This window comes from Geothrix sp., from assembly GCF_030219325.1.
Lineage (GTDB): Bacteria > Acidobacteriota > Holophagae > Holophagales > Holophagaceae > Geothrix.
Genome location: NZ_CP126625.1, coordinates 679,414 through 695,200, shown reverse-complemented (window position 1 = coordinate 695,200; position 15,787 = coordinate 679,414). Strand labels below are relative to the sequence as shown.

Here is a 15,787-nt window from a genome sequence, read left to right as displayed (position 1 = left end):
CAGTTCCTCTGTTCGGCATTCTCCATCCTGGCCTCGCAGCCATCATTCATCGGACACTGAGGACATGACGACATCCGCCGGAGGTCCGCCGCCCGCCAAGCCAGGCCTGCACCCGCGCAACCGGAACGCGGGGGGCTACGACTTCGCGCGGCTGGTGGCGGCCAGTCCGGAGCTGGGGCCCTTCGTGCAGCGGGCGAAGCACGGCGGGGCCTCCATCGACTTCGCGGATCCGGCGGCAGTGGTGGCGCTCAACCGGGCCCTGCTGGCGGAGGCCTACGGCATCCGGGGCTGGGACATCCCGCCCGGCTACCTCTGCCCGCCCATCCCCGGGCGGGCGGACTACCTGCACCACCTGGCGGACCTGCTGGCCAGCACGAGCGGCGGCGCGATCCCCCGGGGCGCGGTCGTGCGTGCGCTGGACGTGGGCGTCGGCGCCAACGCCATCTACCCGCTCATCGGCCACCGGGAGTACGGCTGGTCCTTCGTGGGCTCCGAGCTGGACGAGACGGCCCTGGCCTCGGCGGCGCGCATCCTGGCGGCGAATCCGGGCCTGGAGCGGACCATCGAGCTGCGTCGCCAGCGGGACCGGAACGCGATCTTCGAGGGCGTGGTCCAGCCTGGGGAGCGCTTCGACCTGACGTTGTGCAATCCGCCCTTCCACGGTTCCGCGCACGCGGTGCGCGAGGCCTCCCAGGCCAAGTGGCGCAAGCTGGGCCGTGGCGCGGCGGGCGCGGCGCGGAACTTCGGCGGCCAGGGCGCGGAGCTGTGGTGCGAGGGCGGCGAGGCGGGCTTCATCCGCCGCATGATCGGCGAGAGCGTGGCGCTGGGTGGGCAGGTGCGCTGGTTCACCACCCTGGTGTCCAGCTCGGCCACCCTGCCCAACCTGCACCGCCTGCTGCGCCAGGTCGGAGCCCGGGACATCCGCACCGTGGCCATGGCCCAGGGCCAGAAGCAGAGCCGCTTCGTGGCCTGGTCCTTCCAGGTTCCGGAGACCCCCTGACGCCACCGCCCGGCGATCGGCTACCTTGGAGCCTTGCCGAGGAATGCCATGTTCGTGCTGCGCCGCCTGCCCGCCTTCATCGCCCTGGTGATGCTGGGGGCCCTGTCCCTGCGCCTGGGCCTGGCCTTCCTGCTGGTGGTGCCGCTGACGATGGTTCTGCTCGTGCTGCTGTTCATCTCGAAGCGCGTGCTGCAGACCAGTCTCGGCGCCGTGCTCTGGGGCGGCTGCCTGGCCTGGCTGGGCATGGCCTGGCTGCGGGTGGGCGAGCGGCTGGCCGTGGGCCTGCCCTGGACGCGCCTGGCCCTGATCTTCGGCGGAGTGACGCTGTTCACGGCCTGGGCCGCCTGGCTGCTGCGCGCACCGCAGGCAGCCGCAGAGCCCCGGCCCCCGGAACCTGCATCTTGAAGCGCAGGCAGAGGGTGGAGGCCGCCCGGAACGCCCCTCGGGGGCATGCCGCGTTTTGAATAAAATTGTAAAATATAGGCAAATATTGTTTTTTTTGTCGAAATTGGATCATGCTTCGGACACCCATCCTTCCGAGGTGACCCATGTCCACGACCACGAAAGAGCTGCTCGTCCAGATGCAGATCAACCGGAGCAACGCCACGGCCGGCGGTTCCGGCGCCAACGTGATGGCCTCGGCCATGATCAGCGTCCTGGTCACCGAGAACGGCGTGCCGGTAGACGACCTCGGCACCAACGTGGGCGACCAGAACAGCGCGGCCACCCTGCCCGCCGGGTGGACCCTGGTCGACGGCTTCAACGTGCGCCCGGGCGGGGCCCTGGTCACGGTGACGGAGTTCCTCAACCAGAGCGGCGGCATCTACGACATCCGGATCGTCCCCTACATCAGCAACCCGGCCGCGGTCTGGCTGTCCGGCGAATACATCTTCGCCCTCTACATCCACACCACCCGGACGAGCCACGGCCACACCACCCACCTGCAGGGCGCCGCCCTGGCCAAGCTGACGATCCTCTAGGACCTCAGAAGACCGACCAACCAGTCCGCGTGGTGAAGCGATCCAGCGCCTCGACGCCGGCCACGCTGTTGCCGTGGACATCCAGGGCGGGGCTCCACGCGCAGAGCACGCCGCGCCCGGGCAGCACGGCCAGGATGCCGCCGCCCACGCCGCTCTTGCCCGGCAGGCCCACGCGGTAGGCGAAGTCGCCGGCGGCGTCGTAGGTGCCGCAGGTGAGCATGATCGAGTTGATGCGCTTGGCCTCGCTGCGGCTGAGCAGGCGGGAGCCGTCGGCCCGCAGGCCGTGGTTGGCCAGGAAGAGCCCCGCCTTGGCCAGATCGGCGCAGCTCATGGTGAGGGCGCACTGGCGGAAGTAGTGGTCCAGCACCCGCTCCACCGGGTTCTCCAGGTTGCCGCAGCTGGCCATGAAGTGGGCGAGCGCGGCGTTGCGGTGGCCGTGGCCGGCTTCGGAGGCCGCGACCTCGGCATCGAGGTCCAGGGCCGGGTTGCCACTCTCCGCGCGGAGGAAGTCCCGCAGGGTGCCCAGGGAATCGCCCGTGAGCGAGAGCAGCCGGTCGATGAGGATGAGCGCCCCGGCGTTGATGAAGGGGTTGCGCGGGATGCCCTTCTCGTACTCCAGCTGCACCAGCGAATTGAAGGGGTTGCCCGAGGGCTCGCGCCCGACGCGCTTCCAGAGGGTCTCGCCGTCCCGGGCGAGCACCAGGGCCAGGGAGAAGGCCTTGGATACGCTCTGGATGGAGAAGGGCACCCGCCAGTCCCCGCTGCCCAGGAGCTGCCCGTCCACCGTGGCCAGGGCGACGCCGAAGCGGGCCGGATCCACCGCCGCCAGGGCCGGGATGTAGTCCGCCACCTTCCCCTGCGCCGCCAAGGGCGCGGCTTCGCGGGCCAGATCGTCGAGGAGCGCTTGAAGGTCCATGACGCCAGGATCCCACACTCGTGAAGGAAAGATGGAACACCGATGAACACCGATAAAGATGGGATCTTTCGTTCCCAGCATGGGCTGCATTCGGCGGGTCCAAGCCGCGGGCAACCTGAGGATTTCCTGCTATGAACTTCGGATCCCGCTTATTGGCCTGCCTCAGCCAGGTTTCAGATCAAAACTGAAACCGCGAATGACGCGAATGGACGCGAATGCGGCGGGGATAAGCCGCCTGGGCCTTCGGCCCCCAGCCGCGCGAGGTGCGGCTGGCCGCTCACGGGGCGGTGCCGCCGCCCTTCAAGAGTCGGCGAATCCGCCCCGAGGGCGGAGGCGGAAGCATGGCCGTTCGCCATTCGCGCGCTCGAAGAGCGATTCGCGCCATTCGCGGTTCATTTCCTTCCTGGCCGAGAATCAGGTATCTGATTTACGAACCCACCCGGGCTGGAACGGACCACCACATGGCAGGTTTTATCGGTGTTCATCATGCCGTTCTCGGTGTTCATCGGTGTTCAGCTTTTTCTTTTGAAGACCTGAGCAGCGTTTCGTTCTTTCTTTAGGAGGCCACTGCCGCTGCCAGGGTTAGGATGGTCGCCATGACGCCCCTCGCCGCCGACCTTCTCATCCTCCTGCGCCGCGACCTCCGCTGCTTCATCCGCGAGATCGAGGCCTTCCCCGATGACGCCACGCTCTGGCGGACGATGCCGGGCATCACCAATAGCGCGGGCAACCTGGCCCTGCACGTGGCGGGCAACCTGCGCCATTTCGTGGGGACCGTGCTGGGCGGCACGGGCTACCAGCGCCAGCGGGACGCGGAGTTCGCCCGGCGGGAGGGCACCCGCGCGGAGGTGGCCGCCCTGCTGGAAGCCGCGGCCACCGAGATCGAGGCAGGCCTGGAGGCCCTGACGGCCGAAACCCCGGTCCTGCCCTACCCCCAGGTGCTTCTGGGCCACCAGCCGCCCACCGGGCGCTTCCTGCTGCACCTGTCCACGCACCTGGCCTTCCACCTGGGCCAGGCGGGCTACCTGCGCCGGGCCCTCACGGGCGAGGCCGGGGCCACCGGCGGCATGGGCATCGCCGAACTGATGGGCTAACCTCGACGGATCAGCACCGCTCATCCAGGAGGATCCATGCCACTCAAGGGACAGGTCGCCCTCGTCACCGGGGCCAGCCGCGGCATCGGCGCGGCCGTGGCCGCCTCCCTGGCCGCCCGGGGCGCGGCCGTGGCCGTGAACTACTTCGGCTCTGAAGCCGCGGCGCAGGCCGTCGTGCAGGCCATCCGGGCTGCGGGCGGAACGGCCCAGGCCGTGAAGGCGGATGCCCGGGACCGGGCCCAGGTGGAGGCCATGGCGGCCACCGTGAAGGCCGAGCTGGGCCCCATCGGCATCCTCGTGCTGAACGCGTCCATCAGCTTCCCCATGGCCGCCTTCCAGGCCTATCCCTGGGAGGCCTTCCAGGCCAAGCTCCTGGGCGAGCTGGGCGCGGCCTTCCACGGCTGCCAGGCGGTGGTGCCGCAGATGCTGGAGCGCCAGAAGCTGGATGGCCGGGGCGGGTCCATCGTGGCCATCACCAGCGGCCTCGCGCGGAATCCGGGCTGGGGTTTCTGCGCCCACAGCGCCGCCAAGGCCGGGCTCGAGGGCTTCGTGCGGGCCCTGGCCTGCGAGCTGGGCCCCATGGGCATCCGCGTGAACGCCGTGGCCCCGGGCCTCACCCTGACGGACGCCACGGCCGGCCTGCCCGACAAGCACAAGGACGCCGCCGCCGCCCACACCCCCCTGCGCCGCAACGGCCTCGCCGAGGACGTGGCCGAAGCCGTGGCCGGCCTCGTCCAGACCGGCTTCGTCACCGGTGCCACCCTGCCCGTCAACGGCGGCAGCTACATCTTCTGACCCGCGCCCGGAGCCCCCATGCACCCCACCCTGCGCTACGGCGTCCTCCTCGGCCTCGGCGTGGCCGCCTGGACCTGCATCTTCAACCTGCTGGGGTGGCACCGGCAGCCCCCGCTGTACCTCCTCCGGTTCATCCTGGTGGTGGTCGCCTACCAAGTGGCCCTGCTGATCTGGGCCCTCCGCGCGACCGCAGCTGATGGTGGCTACGGCCGCCAGGTCTGGGCGGGCGTGAGCATCTCCCTGCTCGGCTCGCTGATCATCTACGCCACGAGCATCCTGTTCACCACGGTGGTGTTCCCGAACCACCTCCAGGAGGCGGTGGCGGCCAGCAGGCAGCTGATGGCGGCGCAGGGCCTGAGCCCCGAGCAGATCGAGGCCGTCGTGAAGGCCCAGGCCCCCATGCAGACGCCCCGCGCCAGCGCCATGGCCGGCGTCTTCGGCACCGTGATGACGGGCCTCTTCACCTCCGTGATCGCGGCGGTGTGGTTCCGGAAGAAATAGCCCCTACCGCTCGACCCGGATGTCGGTCACCAGGTCCAGCGGGAAGCGCCGCCCCGCCAGGGCATCGTCCAGGCAGCGCAGCACCCAGCCCGAGCGGAGCGCGGCCGCACCCAGCTCGGTGCGGCTGAGCCAGCGGCAGCGGAGGATGTCGGCATCCTCGGGCGCGGCCACGGCGCCTTCGGGCACGGTGCCCGTGAAGCACACGCGGAAGTAGTCCTTCCCGTTGGCGGCCTTCAGGGGGTAGAGGCCCACGATGGCCTCGGGCGTGAAGGCCAGGCCCGTCTCCTCGCGCACCTCGCGGCGCACGGCGTCGAGCAGCGATTCGCCCGGCTCCACGTGCCCCGCGGGCTGGTTGATCACGGGCAGGCCCGTCACCTTGTCGGGTTCCTCCACGACGAGGAAGCGGCCCTCACGCTCGATGACCGCCGCGACGGTGAGGGCCCACATCAGACGGCGAAGAACAGGAAGAACCCGTTGGCGAAGTAGACGACGCCGACGAGGCCCACCGCGAGACCCGCCCAGTAGACCGGCTTCTGCTTCAGCAGGGCGGCGATGGAGGAGAGCAGGATGCCGATCTGCAGGTAGATCACCGCCAGCCCGAAGGGCGCGCCGTGCTTCTGGGCATCGGCCTTGGCCTCCTCGAAGGTGGTGGCCTTCTTCATGATGTCGGCCTTCTCGCCATCGTACTTGGCGACCTTCTTCTCCACGTCGGCCAGGCTCTTCTCCAGCAGCGGCACCGAGGCCTTCGGTGCCAGCTCGAGCTCCCGCTTCAGGCGCATGGCCTCCACCTCGTAGAGGTTCCCCTTGATGCCCTTGGCCTGGTAGTAGGCCCACTGGTCCGAGGCCATGGCCTGGTTCAGCACGGTCTTGGTGGAGTAGCCGCCGCCCTTGAAGGTGGCCAGCGTCGCGCAGACCGCGAGGATCACGGTGGTGAGGGCCAGCAGGTTCAGCCAGGGTTCCTTCTTGTCGTCGGCCATGGTCGGGCTCCGGGGAAACCTAGATCATACAAACTGCTGGGCGCCGTTCGGCGCCCAGATATCTGAAACGCGCAGCGTTTCAGCAGGAGAAGGGGATCGGGCCAGGGACCGGTGCGATCAGCGGTTCGCGTGGGGCCAGACCCAGTCGCCCCGGGCGGGATCGAGCTTGCGGTCCCGGCCCTCGCCTGTCCAGGCCGTGGTCCCATCGTTGTCCTGCCCGTCCCAGCCCACCTGGTACAGCGCGAAGCCCTCGCCCTTGCGGGCGTAGCGCAGCGGCTCACCGCTCACCAGGTCGTGGGGCAGGGCCTGGAGGTAGGCCGGCGCCAGGGCCTCCAGGCGCTCGGGATACTGGCCCTTGTCCAGGCGGTGCCGCTCGAGGGCACAGACCACCACGCCCTCGTCGAGGAGGGCCTGGGTCCGGGCGAAGCGCTCGACCTGGCCGACGAGGGCGGGCAGCGCGATCTTGGCGAGAACCAGGTCGTACCGGTACCGCAGGGGCTTCAGCCAGGCCTCGCCGCTGATCATCCGATCGGGATGCACCCGGTGGGATTGCGGATCCTGGACATCCACCAGCATCGTCAGGTAGCGGCTGGACTCCAGGAGGTTGCGGTACACCCACCCGCGACCGAGGGCTCCCAGCCTCACCTCGCCGGGCTTGGCCTGAGCGTAGGAGGCCGGCCTCGGCTGGTTTTCCGCCAGAGCCATGAGTCCGCCGATGCTGAACTGGCGCTCGGCCTGCCAGGCCCGCTGCAGCGTGGCCAGCAGGTCGATCCGCGCCAGGTCCCCCTGGAGGGTGGCCAGCTGGGATGCGGTCCAGCGGTGATCCTCCAGTCCCTCCCAGGCCACCTGCAGGGTGATGTTCAGGATGGCCACCCGCAGCAGGGCGCTGATCAAGTGCGGCTCGGCCTTGAGGTGGTCGGCCAGGCGCAGGCCGGTCTGCAGGTCTTCCAGGGCCAGGTCCGTGCGACCCGCACGCAGGTTCGTGACCGCCCGCACGCGCAGCGTGCGCATGGCCGCGCGGAAGCCGAGCAGTGCGGGGATCTCGCCCTCCTCATAGGCGATGGGGAAGCGGTTGCCGCTGCGCCGGGTGGCCTGGTCCAGGTCCCGGAAGGCCGCCTCCATGGGCTTGAACACCGTCTGGAGGTCGGCGGTCCCATAGATCTTGCTGAGGGCGTCGAGGTCGTCCCGGCGGCCTTCCATCCAGTTGCCCAGGATGCCATCGGCCCCCTTGGGAAGGGCCAGGGCGTTGAACCGGGCGTCCACGGCGCCCTTCTCGATGATGGAACCCTTGATCAGCGGAGCCTCGGCGAAGTTCTGCTCAGGCGGCACGGGCGGCGGCGCCAGCTCCTTCCAGCCGAAGCGGTCGCCCATGGCGATGCGCTGGGTCTGCCAGCGCTGGAAGGCCCACCTGCCGCTGAGGTGGTAGCCCAGCAGCCACAGGCCGAGGACCAGCGCCACTCCGACGATGGCCAGAAGGATGCCCAGGATCCAGGCCCGCATAGGTACTCCCGACGGTGATGGGATCATCCTGACGGAACCCCATGCACAGATACAAGCTGGGCGCCGAGTGGCGCCCAGTTAACTCAACCGCACAGCGGTTGAGCCTGGCACAGCCAAACCCTAATCCCACCTCCGGTCATCCAGCCGGTACCGCTGCCGGAGGTCGCGGCGGGTGCCCGGGAAGACGTCGGCCCGGCGGGCCTGGTCCTCGGCCTGGCGGGAGAGGTCCCGCAGCTTCTCCGCGGCCTGGTTCAGCTCGGCGAGCTTGGCTTCGTAGCCCTTCACGGGCCTCCCCTGCAAGGCGCCCCGCTCCCACAGGGCGTAGAAGTTCCGCTCGAAGGTGCCCACGACCCTGCCATCCCAGTGGTAGGCGAGGAAGGTGGCGAAGGCGGATTCCATCTGATCCGCGGTGCGGGCCACGACGGCCAGCTGGGCGGCGTAGCGCTTGGTGCCCTCCTCGCGGATCTGGTCAGACTCGCTGACGCCGCCGCCCGGGAGGAGGCCCTTGATCCCGCCATCCAGGCCTGGCGTGGTGAAGGCGAGCTGGAGCGGCCGCCCCTCCATCAGGGCCCTGGCGTGGTCGATGGCCACGGCGAAGTTCAGGCCCTGGCTGCCCCGGAAGCCCATGGTGTTGACGCCCACCACGCGGCCCGCGTGGTCGATGAGGGGGCCGCCGCTGTTGCCGGGGTTCAGGGCCGTGTCCGTCTGGAGCACCACCACCTTCTCCAGCTGGCGGAGGCTGCTGACGATGCCCCGGGTCACCGTGTTCTGGAAGACGCCGTGGGGCGTGCCGATGGCCAGGACCTCCTGGCCCTGGCGGACGTCCTGGATGCTGCCCAGGGCCAGGAAGGGGCGGTCGGGCCCGGGCTGCATGAGCCGCAGCAGGGCCAGGTCGTAGTCGGGGGCCGTGGTCAGGATGCGAGCGTCGAGGGTGCTGTTGTCGGAGAGGCGCACCTTGACGTAGCTCTGGCCGATCACCACGTGGTGGTTCGTGATGAGGCGGTCGCGGTCCACGAAGAAGGCGCTGCCCCGGCCCGAGGAGGTCTCCACCACCACCACGGCGGGCATGGCCTTGGCCACGATGTCCTCGGTGGAGGGGGCCGGGGCCGCCGCTCCCGCGGGCATCTCCGGCACGACCGCCGGAGACGGGGCGGCGGGCGGCGGTTCGGGCGGTGGAGCCGGCGCCACCACGGCGGGTTTCCGGCCCTGGAACCACAGCACGCCCGCGGCCCCGCCAGCCCCGGCCAGCGCCACGGCCACGAGGAGGAGAAGGCCCTGGGTCCACGAGCGCATGAGTGCTCCCAAAGGTGAGTGGCTTCATCCTGACCAAGCAGTTGCCAATAGACAAGCACGGCGCCTTGCGGCGCCGTGTGAGGAATCGCTGCGCGATTCCAACAAGCCTTGGTGTGCGGTGCCACAAGGCGCCGCTCTCTGAATCGCGCAGCGATTCAGCTGTGCTGGACCATCAAGGATTAGTACCGATAATGGTCCGTCTTGTACGGCCCTTCGAGCGGCACGCCGATGTACTTGGCCTGGTCGGGCCGGAGGGTGGTGAGCTTGGCATTCAGGGTCTGCAGCTGGAGGCGCGCCACCTGCTCGTCCAGGTGCTTGGGCAGGGTGTAGACGCCGACCTCGTATTCGCCCTTCTTGGTCCACAGCTCGATCTGGGCCAGGGTCTGGTTGGCGAAGCTGCTGCTCATGACATAGCTGGGGTGGCCCGTGCCGCAGCCCAGGTTCACCAGGCGGCCCTTGGCCAGCAGGATGATGCGGTGGTTGTCGGGGAATATGACGTGGTCCACCTGGGGCTTGATCTCCTCCCAGGCGTATTTCTCCAGGCTGGCGACGTCGATCTCGCTGTCGAAGTGGCCGATGTTGCACACGATGGCATTGTGCTTCATCCGCTTCATGTGGTCGTGGGTGATGACGCGGAGGTTGCCGGTGCAGGTGACGAAGATGTCGGCCTGGCTGCAGGCCTCATCCATGGTGACCACGCGGTAGCCCTCCATGGCCGCCTGGAGGGCGCAGATGGGATCGATCTCGGTGACCCACACCTGCGCGCTCAGCGCACGCAGCGCCTGGGCGCTGCCCTTGCCCACGTCGCCGTAGCCGCAGACCACCGCGATCTTGCCGGCGACCATCACGTCCGTGGCGCGCTTGATGGCGTCCACCAGGGACTCGCGGCAGCCGTAGAGGTTGTCGAACTTGCTCTTGGTGACGCTGTCGTTGACGTTGATGGCGGGGAACCGCAGCTCGCCCTTCTTGGCCATCTCATAGAGGCGATGCACGCCGGTGGTGGTCTCTTCGGTGACGCCCAGGACCTTGGCCAGCTGGGCGGAGTACCAGCCCGGCTTCTCGGCGATGCGCTTGCGGATGGCGGCGAAGAGCACGGTGGCCTCCTCGCTGTCCGGGTGGTCGAGGACGCTGGCATCCAGCTCGGCCCGGGCGCCCAGGTGCAGCAGCAGCGTGGCGTCCCCGCCGTCGTCCAGGATCATGTTGGCACCACCCTCGAAGTCGAAGATGCGGTGCGTGTAGTCCCAGTAGTCCGGCAGGGTCTCGCCCTTGATGGCGAAGACCGGCGTGCCGCCTGCGGCGATGGCGGCGGCGGCGTGATCCTGGGTGCTGAAGATGTTGCAGCTGGCCCAGCGCACCTCGGCGCCCAGGGCCCGCAGCGTCTCGATGAGCACCGCGGTCTGGATGGTCATGTGCAGGGAGCCGGCGATGCGGGCGCCCTTGAGGGGCTGCTGGGCGGCGTACTGCTGGCGGATGGCCATGAGGGCGGGCATCTCGCCCTCGGCGATGGCGATCTCCTTGCGGCCCCAGGGCGCGAGGGCGAGATCGTGGACGATGAAATCCTGGGCGGCGACGGTCATGGGACCTCCTCGAAGGGCGGGCGACGGGCGGGGAGCCACCTCATCGACCCGGTGCTGGGTTGAGGTGAGCGCCGTTCCTGATGGGGAAGCATCCGAGCCTGAGATCCCGCGCAGCCGAGCTGCCGGGTCCTGCAGCGCTCCTCGGACCGATTCAGAATAATCGGTCCTGACAGGAATCGGGTTTGGGGAATTTTTTGGGTCTATTTTTGTGTAGCCTTGCAAAATTTTTTCAAAATTTTGTTACAAAAATTAATTATTGAAATAAATATAATTATAAATAATTAATAAAATTTTGTCATTTTTAAATAACTAAATTTTTTCGTAGAAAAAATTTAGAAAAGCAAATAAACGACTTACAACCTGGCACAAACCTCGATTGGAATGGCTTGCCTGAAAGGAGGCAACCATGTCCAACCCCTTCACCACCCTGGCTTTGGCGCTCGCCCTGGCCCTTCCCCTCGCGGCGACCCCCGACCGCGCCCCCCGGGCCCCCCAGCGGCCGGTCAACCTCAACACGGCCACCGTCACCGAGCTGATGCAGCTGCCCCGCGTGGGCCAGAAGACGGCCGAGCGGATCATCGCCTTCCGGAAACAGCACGGCGGCTTCCAGCGCTCCGAGGAGCTGATGAACGTCAAGGGCATCGGCGAGAAGTCCTACGCCAAGCTCAAGCCCTATCTGGCCGCCACCTCCGCGCCGCGCCCCGCGGCCGCCAAGAAGTAGGAGCCGGCGATGCGTCCAGGCTGCCGACGATCCACCCAGCAGGGCACCTCGCTGCTGGAACTCACCGTGGTGCTGGCGGTGGTCGCCATCCTCGCGGTGGCGGGTTCCTCCTTCTGGGATACGGGCGCGACGGAGCTCTCCGCCGCGCACCAGGAGATCCGCGGCAGCCTGGAGCAGGCCTTCACCCTGGCCCGCGCCCGGGGCACCAACGTGACGGTGGCCCTCGGCAAGGCCAGCGGCGAGGGTGAGCACCTGCCGGTGCAGCTCAGCCGCAAGCTCAAGTGGGGCAAGCCTGCCACCATCCCCCTGCCCCCGGACATGGACGCGCCTGTCGTCGCGGCGACCACCGGCGAGGCCCACCCGATCCTCACCGTGACGCCCCGGCGCACGGCCCTGGCCAGCGTCTGGTTCCTGCACGATGGCCGGGAGGCCCTGTGCATGCGGCTCTCCGGGCATGGCCAGCTGCAGGTGCTGCGCTGGCGCCGCGACCTTCTGAAGTGGACGAGGGTGTGATGCGCGAGACCACGAGCCGCCTCCTCCAGCGCCTGGGCCGCAGCGCCGCCGCCCTCCTGCCCGCGCCCCTCTGTCCGCCCCTCCGGGCCGCGCAATCCGAGCTGCGCCGCAGCCTCCACCTCGCCTTCCGCCTGGCCACCACCCACGGCCGCGCCGTGGTGCTGGAGCCCTGCCGGGCCGCCACCGAGGGGCGCCTCTCCGTGCGCCTGCCGGAAGGGGTGCGGTGGGGCCGCCCCGCGGCGGTCCCCCTGCCGCCGAGCCTGGCCGACAGCGGCTGGCGCAACGGCCACCCCCGCCCCATCACCGTCATGCCGCAGCGCCGCGCCTCGGCAAACGTCTGGTTCCTGCACCACGGACGCCAGGCCCTCTGCCTCCGCCTCGACCTGTCGGGCTCGGTGGAGCTGCTGCGCTACCGCCCCCTCCTCCGCGCCTGGACGGCCTGCTGAAGGAATGCCCCATGCGAATCCTTGATCTCTCTCCTGACCAGCGCCCCCGGGAGCGTCTGCTGGCGGGCCACGGCGAAGGCCTGGCCGACGCGGAGCTGCTGGCCCTGCTCTGGGGCACCGGACGACAGGGCCAGAGTGCGGTGGAGCTGGCGCAGACCGTCCTGGGCCGCACCGGCGGCATCGCCGGACTGCTCGGCCTCGGGCTCACTGACTGGCTGGAGCAGCCGGGTCTGGGGCCCGCCAAGGCCGGCCAGCTCTGGGCCGCGGTGGAGCTCGCCCGGCGCGGGCAGCGCAGCGCCGAGCGCCCGCGCATCACCAGCCCGAGGGCGGCCGGGGCCTACCTGCTGCCGCGCTGCCAGGGCTGGACCGAAGAGCGCTTCGGCCTGCTGGCCCTGAATGCCAAGGGCGACCTGCTGGCCGAACGCATCCTCAGCCAGGGCACCACCACGGCCACCCTCATCAGCCCCCGCGAGTTCTTCCGCGAGGCCCTCCGCTACGGCGCCACCACGGCCCTGGCCTACCACAACCACCCCAGCGGCGACCCCACGCCCAGCCGGGAGGACACCCAGCTCACCCGCCGCCTCCAGGCCGCCGGCGAGTCCCTGGGGGTTCCCCTCGCCGATCACCTCATCCTGGGGAACGGCCGCTACCACAGCTTCCGGGCGGCGGAGGGATGGGATGGGAAGGCCTAGGTCGATGCCCCTGGCTCCGCATTCAAACAGAGGCGCCCCGCATTCGCGGGGCGCTGGTGTGGCGGAGAGTGAGGGATTCCCTCCGGCCGCACGAATCACTGGCACGGCCCTGATCGCCTGCGGCGGGGCCTACCTGCCAGTGATTCAGTGATTTCGAACCCCGCACTCCCCGCATTCAAACAAGTGCGCCCCGCATTCGCGGGGCGCTGGTGTGGCGGAGAGTGAGGGATTCGAACCCCCGAACGCTTTCACGTCTTCAGTTTTCAAGACTGACGCCATCAACCACTCGGCCAACTCTCCCTGCCTCCATCTTGGAGCGTGGGCGCGGCTCCGGGCAAGAAGCCTTGTGCCAGCCCGGTCGGAACGGTAATCTGGGAGGCCTTGGAGAGATGCCGGAGTGGCCGATCGGGCTCGCCTGCTAAGCGAGTGTATTGGGTAAACCAGTACCGGGGGTTCGAATCCCCCTCTCTCCGCCAGTGAAGCCGCCGCCAGGCGGCTTCGTTTTTGATGCCGGCCAGGGGGATTCGAAATCACTGAATCACTGGCAGGTAGCCGCAGGCTTCGGCAGCCCGGGGGCTGACGGAGCCGTAAGCGGCGTGCCAGTGATTCGTGCGGCCGGAGGGGACGCCGCGGGGCGGTGGCCCCGGAGGGAATCCCCCTCTCTCCGCCAGTGAAGCCGCCGCCAGGCGGCTTCGTTTTTGGAGCCCGGTCGTGGGGAAGCGGCGGCCGAAAGGAAAATCCACGAAAGGCTGTCCCCGACCGGGTTTCACCGGGACGGGCGGGCTCTGTGGGGCCTTGCCGACCTTGACCCCGGCTCTCCCCTGCTCGTAATCTCCCCCAAAGGAGCGATCCGTTGAAATTGACCCAGGGGGAGAAGTCCGAACGAAGCCGCGGCTTGATCCTGGAGGCGGCTCTCCAGCTCTTCTCGAAGCAGGGCTACCGGGGCACCAGCATCCGGGAGATCGCCGAGGCCGCGGGGCTGTCCACGGGCAATGTCTACCACCACTTCCCGGACAAGGAGACCCTGTTCAGGACCCTCCTCGACCAGTACTGGGAAGCCATCGACACGCCGGAATTCCCCTTCAACAAGGCGCTGGCCGCGGGGGCCTTCCCCGATGATCTCGAGGCCCTGGCCGAAGCTGCCCGGGAAAGCGTCACCACCTACCGCCGGCACGTGGCCCTGATCTACGTGGACGTGGTCGAGTTCGACGGCACCCACATCCGGAAGTTCTACTCGGGGATGTCCGGCCGGTTCGAGACGTTCCTGAGCCGCCGCTTCCCCGATGGCCAGCTGAAGGATCAGCTGGCACCAGGACTGGACCCGACCACGGCGCTCATGCTGGCCAGCCGGGTCTTCCTCCAGTACTTCGCGGTGGAGGTCCTGTTCGGGGTGCCCGATCAGCTGGGCCAGGAGACCCCCAAGGCCCTGAAGGAGATCTCGAAGATCCTCCGCCGGGGCTTTCTGCGGCCTCCGGAATCAGGGAAATAATCGGCTCCCAAACCGCTTCATGAGCCAGTTTTGACCAGTCGTCACCTGGTCCAAACTGGCATTTTATTGGGTTTGCCCATCCAGGGACGGATGGGTGGTGAGACCTGCGTCACACGATGGAAACAATTTCATGTTTCCCGTTGACACAGGTACACCTGCGGAGGAATCTTCTCAAAAACCGACCGACTGTTCGTTTTTTAAAAACCGACCGCTCTGCTTCGTACGCTCCCGTCTGCCTGCCTGGCCCCAGAGGAACCATGAACCGATTCGCGACGATCGCATCCACAAGCTGCTATCTGCCCGAGATCGAGGTCACCAACGACGAGCTCCGCCAGCGCTTCGCGCACATCCCCGACTTCGTGGACCTGATGGAGGCCTCCTCGGGCATCCGCAGCCGGTGGCATGCCCCCGAGGACTGGGCGACCTCGGACCTGGCCCTGCCGGCGGCGAAGCTGGCCCTGGAGCGCGCGGGGCTGCGCCCCGAAGACGTGGACCTGATCATCCTCGGCACGGACTCGCCGGACTACATCACCCCCGCCACCTCGGTGGTTCTCCAGTACAAGCTGGGGGCGGTGAATGCCGGGACCTTCGACGTCGGCTGCGCCTGCGCCTCCTTCCCCACGGCCCTGGCCTCGGGGGCCGGCTGGATCGCCACCAACCCGGCCATCAAGACGGTGCTGGTGGTGGGCGCCTACCTGATGCACAAGCTGGCTTCTCCGGACGATCCCATGAGCTTTTTCTACGGGGACGGAGCCGGCGCCGTGGTCCTGGTGGCCTCCGACCGTCCCGGGTTCCTCGGCGCGGCGGCCCGGGCCGGGGGCGCCTACCACAAGCACTGGGGCATCTTCTCCGGCGGCACCTACGAACCGGCGACGCAGGAATCCGTGGCTGCGGGCCGCACCACGGTGAAGATGCTCGAGCGTTATCCCCCCGAGATCAACCACGAGGGCTGGCCGAAGGTGGTGCGCATGCTGGCCGCCGGCAGCGGGTTCCCCATTGCCGACATCGACTTCATCCTCTTCACCCAGGTCCGGAAGCCCTCCATCGATCTGGTGATGGCCGACCTTGGACTGCCCATGGAGAAGACCCACACCATCATGGAGGGCTGGGGCTACACCGGCTCGGCCTGCCTCCCCATGGCGCTGGACGACGCGCTCGCCAAGAAGAAGCTCCACTCCGGCGACCGGCTCGTGCTGGTCGGCTCGGGGGTGGGCTACAACCAGGCCGCCGTGGCCTTCGTCATGCCCTGATGGGGCCGGAACCGTTCCTGCCTGGAGAGACCATGCCGACAAC

18 protein-coding genes, 2 tRNA genes and 1 riboswitch are annotated in these 15,787 nt (G+C 68.6%); of the genes, 13 read left to right on the top strand and 7 right to left on the bottom strand.

What is annotated here, in order from left to right:
* Positions 1 to 64: 64 nt before the first annotated feature.
* From rlmF to QOZ81_RS03055, 3 genes are all read left to right on the top strand, one after another.
* Complete coding sequence (gene rlmF, locus QOZ81_RS03065; RefSeq protein WP_291201781.1) at positions 65 to 1,000, top strand: 23S rRNA (adenine(1618)-N(6))-methyltransferase RlmF; 936 nt, start codon at positions 65 to 67, stop codon at positions 998 to 1,000.
* Positions 1,001 to 1,048: 48 nt separating this feature from the next.
* Positions 1,049 to 1,405, top strand: coding sequence for a hypothetical protein (locus tag QOZ81_RS03060; RefSeq protein ID WP_291201784.1), 357 nt, complete (start codon positions 1,049 to 1,051; stop codon positions 1,403 to 1,405).
* A gap of 143 nt (positions 1,406 to 1,548) precedes the next feature.
* The gene (locus QOZ81_RS03055; RefSeq protein WP_291201787.1) at positions 1,549 to 1,980 is read left to right on the top strand and encodes a hypothetical protein; all 432 of its coding nucleotides are present in this window, start codon (positions 1,549 to 1,551) and stop codon (positions 1,978 to 1,980) included.
* A 4-nt stretch (positions 1,981 to 1,984) separates the two neighbouring features.
* On the opposite strand, the gene QOZ81_RS03050 is transcribed toward QOZ81_RS03055, so the two are convergent.
* Positions 1,985 to 2,896 carry a glutaminase gene (locus tag QOZ81_RS03050; RefSeq protein WP_291201790.1) on the bottom strand — a complete coding sequence of 304 codons (912 nt, stop codon included), beginning with the start codon at positions 2,894 to 2,896 and terminating at the stop codon, positions 1,985 to 1,987.
* Between the two features lie 596 nt (positions 2,897 to 3,492).
* Here QOZ81_RS03050 and QOZ81_RS03045 point away from each other — a divergent pair.
* Genes QOZ81_RS03045 through QOZ81_RS03035 form a run of 3 tightly spaced genes read left to right on the top strand, consistent with a single transcriptional unit; the run spans position 3,493 to position 5,286 of the window.
* Positions 3,493 to 3,990, top strand: coding sequence for a mycothiol transferase (locus tag QOZ81_RS03045; RefSeq protein ID WP_291201793.1), 498 nt, complete (start codon positions 3,493 to 3,495; stop codon positions 3,988 to 3,990).
* A gap of 36 nt (positions 3,991 to 4,026) precedes the next feature.
* Positions 4,027 to 4,785 (top strand): SDR family oxidoreductase, encoded by a 759-nt coding sequence (locus tag QOZ81_RS03040; RefSeq protein ID WP_291201796.1) that lies wholly within the window; start codon positions 4,027 to 4,029, stop codon positions 4,783 to 4,785.
* Positions 4,786 to 4,803: 18 nt separating this feature from the next.
* Positions 4,804 to 5,286, top strand: coding sequence for a DUF4199 domain-containing protein (locus tag QOZ81_RS03035; protein ID WP_291201799.1), 483 nt, complete (start codon positions 4,804 to 4,806; stop codon positions 5,284 to 5,286).
* Between the two features lie 3 nt (positions 5,287 to 5,289).
* Here QOZ81_RS03035 and QOZ81_RS03030 read toward each other — a convergent pair whose 3' ends face one another.
* The 5 genes from QOZ81_RS03030 to ahcY form a co-directional block, all read right to left on the bottom strand.
* Positions 5,290 to 5,733 carry an NUDIX domain-containing protein gene (locus QOZ81_RS03030; RefSeq protein WP_291201802.1) on the bottom strand — a complete coding sequence of 148 codons (444 nt, stop codon included), beginning with the start codon at positions 5,731 to 5,733 and terminating at the stop codon, positions 5,290 to 5,292.
* Positions 5,733 to 6,263 (bottom strand): DUF4337 domain-containing protein, encoded by a 531-nt coding sequence (locus tag QOZ81_RS03025; protein WP_291201805.1) that lies wholly within the window; start codon positions 6,261 to 6,263, stop codon positions 5,733 to 5,735. The genes QOZ81_RS03030 and QOZ81_RS03025 overlap by 1 nt, the downstream gene beginning before the upstream one ends.
* A 117-nt stretch (positions 6,264 to 6,380) precedes the next feature.
* Entirely contained in the window at positions 6,381 to 7,763 is a 1,383-nt protein-coding gene (locus tag QOZ81_RS03020; RefSeq protein WP_291201808.1) for a hypothetical protein, read from the bottom strand.
* Between the two features lie 120 nt (positions 7,764 to 7,883).
* Positions 7,884 to 9,056, bottom strand: a complete 1,173-nt coding sequence (locus QOZ81_RS03015; protein ID WP_291201811.1) for a S1C family serine protease — start codon at positions 9,054 to 9,056, stop codon at positions 7,884 to 7,886.
* A gap of 179 nt (positions 9,057 to 9,235) precedes the next feature.
* Positions 9,236 to 10,633, bottom strand: a complete 1,398-nt coding sequence (gene ahcY / locus QOZ81_RS03010) for an adenosylhomocysteinase (protein ID WP_291201814.1) — start codon at positions 10,631 to 10,633, stop codon at positions 9,236 to 9,238.
* Positions 10,634 to 10,692: 59 nt separating this feature from the next.
* Positions 10,693 to 10,782: riboswitch (S-adenosyl-L-homocysteine riboswitch) on the bottom strand.
* 257 nt (positions 10,783 to 11,039) lie between these two features.
* On the opposite strand from ahcY, the gene QOZ81_RS03005 reads away from it, so the two are divergent.
* The 4 genes from QOZ81_RS03005 to radC are packed head-to-tail and all read left to right on the top strand — an operon-like array spanning position 11,040 to position 13,005.
* On the top strand, positions 11,040 to 11,354 hold the full coding sequence (locus tag QOZ81_RS03005; protein WP_291201817.1) for a ComEA family DNA-binding protein: 315 nt from the start codon (positions 11,040 to 11,042) through the stop codon (positions 11,352 to 11,354).
* Between the two features lie 9 nt (positions 11,355 to 11,363).
* Entirely contained in the window at positions 11,364 to 11,867 is a 504-nt protein-coding gene (locus QOZ81_RS03000) for a pilus assembly FimT family protein (RefSeq protein WP_291201820.1), read from the top strand.
* The gene (locus QOZ81_RS02995; protein WP_300715338.1) at positions 11,867 to 12,313 is read left to right on the top strand and encodes a hypothetical protein; all 447 of its coding nucleotides are present in this window, start codon (positions 11,867 to 11,869) and stop codon (positions 12,311 to 12,313) included. The genes QOZ81_RS03000 and QOZ81_RS02995 overlap by 1 nt, the downstream gene beginning before the upstream one ends.
* A gap of 11 nt (positions 12,314 to 12,324) precedes the next feature.
* Positions 12,325 to 13,005 (top strand): RadC family protein, encoded by a 681-nt coding sequence (gene radC / locus QOZ81_RS02990; protein ID WP_291201826.1) that lies wholly within the window; start codon positions 12,325 to 12,327, stop codon positions 13,003 to 13,005.
* A gap of 212 nt (positions 13,006 to 13,217) precedes the next feature.
* On the opposite strand, the gene QOZ81_RS02985 is transcribed toward radC, so the two are convergent.
* Positions 13,218 to 13,305, bottom strand: a tRNA-Ser gene (locus tag QOZ81_RS02985).
* 83 nt (positions 13,306 to 13,388) lie between these two features.
* On the opposite strand from QOZ81_RS02985, the gene QOZ81_RS02980 reads away from it, so the two are divergent.
* From QOZ81_RS02980 to QOZ81_RS02970, 3 genes are all read left to right on the top strand, one after another.
* Positions 13,389 to 13,481: transfer RNA gene (locus QOZ81_RS02980), tRNA-Ser, on the top strand.
* A gap of 377 nt (positions 13,482 to 13,858) precedes the next feature.
* Complete coding sequence (locus tag QOZ81_RS02975; RefSeq protein ID WP_291201829.1) at positions 13,859 to 14,494, top strand: TetR/AcrR family transcriptional regulator; 636 nt, start codon at positions 13,859 to 13,861, stop codon at positions 14,492 to 14,494.
* A gap of 257 nt (positions 14,495 to 14,751) precedes the next feature.
* Positions 14,752 to 15,744, top strand: a complete 993-nt coding sequence (locus QOZ81_RS02970) for a 3-oxoacyl-ACP synthase III family protein (RefSeq protein WP_291201832.1) — start codon at positions 14,752 to 14,754, stop codon at positions 15,742 to 15,744.
* Positions 15,745 to 15,787 lie beyond the last annotated feature (43 nt).